At 67.3% G+C, this 6,875-nt stretch carries 5 protein-coding genes; 4 read left to right on the top strand and 1 reads right to left on the bottom strand.

The window, feature by feature from the left end:
- Positions 1-2: 2 nt before the first annotated feature.
- Entirely contained in the window at positions 3-2,327 is a 2,325-nt protein-coding gene (locus AC3A6G_RS26825; RefSeq protein WP_487875030.1) for an ATP-binding protein, read from the bottom strand.
- Positions 2,328-2,445: 118 nt separating this feature from the next.
- Between AC3A6G_RS26825 and AC3A6G_RS26830 the strand changes: the two genes are divergently transcribed.
- The 4 genes from AC3A6G_RS26830 to AC3A6G_RS26845 all read left to right on the top strand — a co-directional run.
- Positions 2,446-3,645 carry a threonine ammonia-lyase gene (locus tag AC3A6G_RS26830; RefSeq protein WP_487875031.1) on the top strand — a complete coding sequence of 400 codons (1,200 nt, stop codon included), beginning with the start codon at positions 2,446-2,448 and terminating at the stop codon, positions 3,643-3,645.
- Positions 3,646-3,738: 93 nt separating this feature from the next.
- A complete protein-coding gene (locus AC3A6G_RS26835) occupies positions 3,739-3,891 on the top strand; it encodes a hypothetical protein (RefSeq protein ID WP_487860644.1) in 153 nt (50 codons plus the stop codon).
- A 146-nt stretch (positions 3,892-4,037) separates the two neighbouring features.
- Entirely contained in the window at positions 4,038-5,906 is a 1,869-nt protein-coding gene (locus AC3A6G_RS26840) for a phosphoenolpyruvate carboxykinase (GTP) (protein ID WP_487875032.1), read from the top strand.
- A 117-nt stretch (positions 5,907-6,023) separates the two neighbouring features.
- Positions 6,024-6,875: transposase (locus tag AC3A6G_RS26845; RefSeq protein WP_487875033.1), on the top strand; the 852-nt coding region annotated here is incomplete at its 3' end.

Raw genomic sequence — 6,875 nt, forward strand, 5'->3', positions numbered from 1 at the left:
ACCTACTGCACGAAACCCATGCCGCGCGATTCGCGCACCTCGGGCTTGATGCGGTGTTCGGCCTCGAGCTGGTCGAGGAATTCGGCGGCCGAGAACTCGACCGCCAGGATGTCGGTCTGCCGCTTCACCGCAGCGAAGTCGCCCGGGCACAGCTGGCGCAGTTGCGCGAGCCGCGCGCGGGTCTCGCCCGTGAGCAGCGCGGCATCGCCCGCGAGCGCCTCGGTCACGAACATGCGCTCGCGCTGCTGCGCGGTCAGCGGCATGAACTTGATCTTGAACGTGAAGCGCCTGAGCGCCGCCTGGTCGAGCCGTTCGAGCAGGTTGGTGGTGCACACGAACACGCCGTTGAAGCGCTCCATGCCCTGCAGCATCTCGTTGACCTCGGTCACCTCGTAGGTGCGCTGGGCGCCGCGGCGGTCCTGCAGAAAGCTGTCGGCCTCGTCGAGCAGCAGCACGGCCTTTTCGGCTTCCGCCTCGCGGAACATGGCAGCCATGTTCTGCTCGGTCTCGCCGACGTACTTGCTCATGAGATCGCTGGCCTGCTTGATGATGAGCGGCCGGCCGATGGCTCGGGCGATGTGCTCGGCGAGCGCGGTCTTGCCGGTGCCCGGCGCGCCATAGAAGCACAGCGTGCCGTGGCCGCGCGCCTTCAGCGCCGCGACGATGCGCGGCACCTCGAAGCGGGTCTCGACATTGAGCATGTCGAGGTCGTAGGTGGTGACGTTGCGCCGTTCGCCGAGCCCGGCATCGGACGTGCCGAGCGCGAGGTCGGCGTTGCGCAGCTGGCGCTCGATCAGCGCCTCCATCGACGCGCCGTCGGTGCAGGCCAGCCCCGCGAAGCGCACCGCGGTGCGGATCTGCGCGGGCGTGAGCCCCTTGCGCTCTGCCAGCTTGGCGGTGAACGCCTCGGACACGACGATGCCGTCGAGCGTCTTCTTGACGAGCTGCTCGCGCGCGCCGGGCGGCGGCGACTTGAGTTCGAGGTGGTAGGCAAAGCGGCGCCGGAACGCCGGGTCGATCTGCTCGATGCGGTTGGTGACCCACAGCGTGGGCACGGGGTTGGCCTCGAGGATCTGGTTGACCCAGGCCTTGCCGCTCACGCTGCCGCTCGGGGGCGCCGGAACCTGCTCGGCACGCGCCATGAACTGCGCGGCCTCGGTGCTGATGGGCGGAAAGACGTCTTCCACCTCGTCGAACAGCAGCGCCGCCTGGGCGCTGCCCTTGAGGAACACCTGCGCGATCTGTAGCGAGCGGTAGCGGTCGCGCCCCGACAGCGAGTTGCCGTCGCGGTCGGCGTACTCGACCTCGAACAGATCGAGCCCCGCGGCCTGCGCCACCACCTTGGCGAGTTCGGTCTTGCCCGTGCCGGGCGGGCCGTAGAGCAGCACGTTGACGCCAGGCTCCTTGCGCGCCACGGCCGCACGCAGCAGCGTGACGAGCATCTGCGCGTCTTCCTCGACGAAGGAGAAATCGTGGGGCGTGAGCGTGCTCTTTGCGGAGGGCCGCGTGAACACGGCCATGAGCTCGTTGTGGTCGCGGTACTCACGCATCAGCACCGGCGGCAGCTTCTCGCTGACCTTCATGAGATCGGCCAGGTCGGTGATGTTGTGCTCGGAGATCAGGTTCTCGACCAGGCCGATGCGCTCGAGCCGCGACCCCGCACGCAGCGCCTCGCCGACTTCGCTTGCATTGACGCCCGCGATGTCGGCGATGGCGGCATAGGCCTCGGGCGCGTTGTTGACCTTGAACTCCACCAGCAGCGAGCGCAGGTCGCGCTGGTAGCGCGCGAGCGTGCCGTAGAGCAGCAGCGCACGCTCGGCCTTGTTGAGCTGCAGCAGGCCGGCGAGCGCATCGATGTTCTTCTCGACCAGCGTCGACTGCTTGCGCAGCGCATGCGTGAGCCAGTCGCGCGTGACGGACAGCACCGAGAGCAGGTCCTTGGGATGGTCCTTCGCGTACTCGTCGAGGTAGAAGAACAGCGTGCCTTCCTCATAGGGGCCGCGCCACACGCCATGGCGCTCGAGCAGCGTGCGGCCGTCGAGGTCTTCGACGCCCTTCCAGGCCTCGTTGCCCGCGCAGCGCCGGCCGAGGAACTCGCTCAGCCGCTGCAGCACCGCGAGCGGCCACACCAGGTGGCGGCCGGTCAGCGAGAGCAGGCCGTTGATGTCGCGGCGCACGTTGAAGCGCGGGCCCTGCTTGGCGGCCAGCGTGAGCACGAAGTGCGAGCACATGAGCTCCAGCACCGGCGCGCCCTTGAGCCCGGGCGACGGCAATGCCTGCCCGCGCACAGCAGCAGCCACCACATCGACACCCGCGCGCTTGACCATCCACCGACCTCCTGGCATGAGGAAATTACTGAAGCGACCATAGCGCAGAGTTTTGGCTTCGGGAAGATGCGGGAACGGTAAAAACCCTGATGGTGCGATTCCAGCCACAATGCCCGCCATGGTTGGAATCGAAGAAATCCAGCGTGCCGCGGCGCGCCTGCGGGGCCAGGTGCTCGACACGCCCTGCGTGGAGTCGCGCACGCTCTCCGAGATCGTCGGCGCGCAGGTGTTCCTGAAGTTCGAGAACCTGCAGTTCACCGCCTCGTTCAAGGAGCGCGGCGCCTGCAACAAGCTGGTCGACCTGTCCGAGGGCGGCGCCCGCGGCGTGATCGCGATGTCGGCCGGCAACCATGCGCAGGGTGTGGCCTACCACGCCGAGCGCCTGGGCCTGCGCGCGCTCATCGTGATGCCGCGCTTCACGCCGGGCGTGAAGATCGAGCGCACGCGCGGCTTCGGGGCCGAAGTGGTGCTGCATGGCGACACGCTCGATGCGGCGCGCGCGCATGCGCTCGAGCTGGCCGAACGCGAAGGCCTCAGCTTCGTGCATCCCTACGACGACGAAGCGATCATCGCGGGCCAGGGCACCGTGGCGCTCGAGATGCTCGATGCGGTGCACGAACTCGACACGCTCGTGGTGTCGGTGGGCGGCGGCGGGCTGATCGCCGGCATGGCCGTCGCGGCGCGGCACCGCAGGCCCGGCATCGAGATCGTCGGCGTGCAGACCACGCGTTTCCCCGGCATGGTGAATGCAGTCAAGGGCACGCAGCACCTGCAGGGCAAGAGCACCATCGCCGAAGGCATCGCAGTGGGCACGCCCGGCGTGCTGACGCGCGAGATCATCGCGCGCCACGTCGACGACCTGCTGCTTGTCGACGAGGGCGACATCGAGCAGGGCGTGCTGATGCTGCTCGAGATCGAGAAGACGCTGGTCGAGGGCGCCGGCGCGGCCGGCCTGGCGGCGCTGATCCGGCATCCCGAGCGCTTCAAGGGCAAGCGCGTGGGGCTGGTGCTCTCGGGCGGCAACATCGACCCGCTGCTGCTCGCGGCGATCATCGAGCGCGGCATGGTGCGCGCCGGCCGGCTCGCCCGCGTGCGCGTGAGCGCGCGCGACGTGCCGGGCTCGCTGGCCCAGATCACCGCCACCGTGGCAGAAGCGGGCGCTAACGTCGACGAAGTCCATCACCAGCGCGCCTTCACCATGCTGGCGGCGCAGAACGTCGACATCGAGCTGGTGCTGCAGACCCGCGGACGGGCCCACCTCGCGAGCGTGCTGGGCGCGCTGCACGAGGCCGGTTTCGAGGCCGAGGAGCAGCACTGAAAAAGGGGGCTCGGAACCCCCTAGACCGGATGGACGGGGTCCATCTGTAAAATGCCCGCAGTTTTTCCGTCTTTGTGCATTCGAGGTATTCCCATGTCCAACACCACTCCCGTCGAGCCCGGCCATGCCGCGGCCGTTGAAGCAGATGCCGTCGAATCGGTCGTGCACCTGATGCCCGTCGTGCTCCCCGTGGCAGGCGCGGTGCTGATGCTCCTCCTGGCATCGATCGCCGTCTACCTGGCCTGACAGCCGGTTGCGTCTTCGTCCGTGGGCCGGGTGGCCCCGGGTGACGCAGTCTCCGCGAGGCGAAACGTTTTCTCAAACGGACCTCCGTGCCATGCCGGTACGGCGTCCCGTTCGGAAAGACGATTTTTCAACTTAGGAGATTTCCGATGAACGCACCCACGATGCAGGGCCTCGCCATTCAGGCACCCTCATACGTCAAGAACGCGAAGCTGATTGCCTGGGTGGCCGAAATGGCCGCGCTCTGCAAACCCGAGTCCATCTACTGGTGCGACGGCAGCAAGGAAGAGTACGACCGCCTCTGCCAGAAACTGGTCGACGCGGGCACCTTCAAGAAGCTCAACCCGGCCAAGCGCCCGGATTCCTTCCTCGCACTGTCCGACCCGAGCGACGTCGCACGCGTCGAGGACCGCACCTTCATTTGCTCCGAGCAGAAGGAAAGCGCCGGCCCCACCAACAACTGGATGGCCCCGGCCGAGATGCGCGCCACGCTGCAGCCGCTGTTCGACGGCTGCATGAAGGGCCGCACCATGTACGTGGTGCCGTTCAGCATGGGCCCGCTCGGCTCGCCCATCGCCCACATCGGCATCGAGCTCTCCGACAGCCCCTACGTGGCCGTCAACATGCGCATCATGACCCGCATGGGCAAGGCCGTGTACGACGTGCTCGGCGCCGACGGCGAGTTCGTGCCCTGCGTGCACACCGTGGGCGCGCCGCTCGAGCCCGGCCAGAAGGACGTCTCCTGGCCCTGCAACAAGACCAAGTACATCGTCCACTACCCCGAGACGCGCGAGATTTGGAGCTACGGCTCGGGCTACGGCGGCAACGCGCTGCTCGGCAAGAAGTGCTTCGCGCTGCGCATCGCCTCGACCATGGGCCGCGACGAAGGCTGGCTGGCCGAGCACATGCTGATCCTCGGCGTGACCTCGCCCGAGGGCAAGAAGTACCACGTGGCCGCCGCGTTCCCGTCGGCCTGCGGCAAGACCAACTTCTCGATGCTCGTGCCGCCGGCCGGCTTCGAAGGCTGGAAGGTCACCACCATCGGCGACGACATCGCCTGGATCAAGCCCGGCAAGGATGGCCGCATGTACGCCATCAACCCCGAAGCCGGCTACTTCGGCGTGGCCCCCGGCACCAACCTCAAGACCAACCCGAATTGCCTGAAGAGCCTGGACCGCGACGTGATCTTCACCAACGTGGCGCTCACCGACGACGGCGACGTCTGGTGGGAAGGCCTCGAGGACGACGTGCCCGGCAAGCAGCTGCCCGAGCACCTGATCGACTGGCAGGGCAAGGACTGGACCCCGGCCATCGCCAAGGAAACCGGCGCCAAGGCCGCGCACCCGAACTCGCGCTTCACCGTGGCCGCCACCAACAACCCGGCGCTCGACCCGGCCTGGGACGATCCGGCCGGCGTGCCGATCGATGCCTTCATCTTCGGCGGCCGCCGCTCGACCACGGTGCCGCTGGTCACCGAAGGCCGCAACTGGACCGAAGGCGTCTACATGGCCGCCACCATGGGCTCCGAGACCACCGCCGCCATCGTCGGCCAGGTGGGCGTGGTGCGCCGCGACCCGTTCGCGATGCTGGCCTTCATGGGCTACAACATGAGCGACTACTTCCAGCACTGGCTCGATCTGGGCAAGAAGCTCGAGGCCTCGGGCGCCAAGCAGCCGCGCATCTTCACCACCAACTGGTTCCGCAAGGGCGCCGACGGCAAGTTCGTCTGGCCCGGCTATGGCGAGAACATGCGCGTGCTCAAGTGGATGATCGACCGCATCGAGGGCAAGGCCGAGGGCGTCGACCATGTGTTCGGCGTCAGCCCGCGCTACGAAGAGCTCAATTGGACCGGCCTGGACTTCAGCGCCGAACAGTTCAAGAGCGTCACCAGCATCGACAAGGCCGCCTGGGAGGCCGAGCTGAAGCTGCATGCCGAGCTGTTCGAACAGCTCAAGCACCACCTGCCGAAGGAGCTGCCCGAGACCCGGGCCGCCATCGAGCAGCGACTCGCGGCCTGATTGGCCAAGGCAAAAAAAAGCCGGCCACAGGCAGTCTGTGTAAATAGTCGGCGTTGAGTCCGCGAGAAGTGCCCTCCAGGCGTTGTCTGGAGGGCATTTTTCATTGGAGGCTGACCAATGGGACATCGACACGGACAGGCGCGGGGACAGGCGACGTTGTTCCCACTGATGCTCGATGAGCTGGTAGGTCAGGAAGCACTGGTTCGGGTGGTGGACGCCTGGGTGCAGGCGCTGGACCTGAAGGCGCTGGGCTTTGCCAAGGCGCAGGCGCAGCGTCTGGGAACACCGCCCTACGACCCGGGCGATCTCTTGCGGCTGTACCTCTGGGGGTACCTGAGCGCGATCCGTTCCTCGCGGGCACTGGAGCGCGAGTGCCATCGCAATGTGGAGTGCATGTGGCTGCTGGGGCGCCTGGCCCCGGATCACAAGACCATCGCCGAGTTCAGGCGCCAGAACTCGACGGCCCTGGTGGCCAGCTGTGCAGCCTTCGTGCAGTTCGCGCGGGCCAGCCGGCTGATTCAAGGATCCACCGTGGCCATCGATGGCTCGAAGGTGCAGGCGGTGGCCTCGCGCAAGGCGGTGGTGGGCCAGTGTGAGTTGGCCGCCCAGGCGCAGCGCAACGCGCAGGAGATCGCGGCTTATCTGCGGTTGCTGGACAGGCGGGACAGAGAGGATGACCAGGGCAGCGATGGCGCCGAAGGGGGCACTGGCAAATCAGATGAAGTACGCGCCGCCCTGGAGCGCCTGAAGGCCGAGGGCCGTGCCATTGCCAACCAGGCCCAGCAACTCATGCGCAGCGGTGCCAGCACCATTGTCAACGGCGAGCCCGAGGCACGCCCGATGCGCAGTCTTGACAGCCGTCCGGGCTACAACCTGCAGACAGCGGTGGAGACGCAAAGCCACGTGATCGTGGCGCATGAGGTGGTCTGCGAGGTGAACGATCAGCGCCAGCTACAGCCCATGGCCGAG

The organism is Variovorax sp. Soil_C_26, from assembly GCF_057657075.1.

Bases quoted from the DNA above. Each gene is read 5' to 3' on its own strand.
- AC3A6G_RS26825 (WP_487875030.1), bottom strand. From the start codon at position 2,327: ATGGTCAAGCGCGCGGGTGTCGATGTGGTGGCTGCTGCTGTGCGCGGG.
- AC3A6G_RS26830 (WP_487875031.1), top strand. From the start codon at position 2,446: ATGGTTGGAATCGAAGAAATCCAGCGTGCCGCGGCGCGCCTGCGGGGC.
- AC3A6G_RS26835 (WP_487860644.1), top strand. From the start codon at position 3,739: ATGTCCAACACCACTCCCGTCGAGCCCGGCCATGCCGCGGCCGTTGAA.
- AC3A6G_RS26840 (WP_487875032.1), top strand. From the start codon at position 4,038: ATGAACGCACCCACGATGCAGGGCCTCGCCATTCAGGCACCCTCATAC.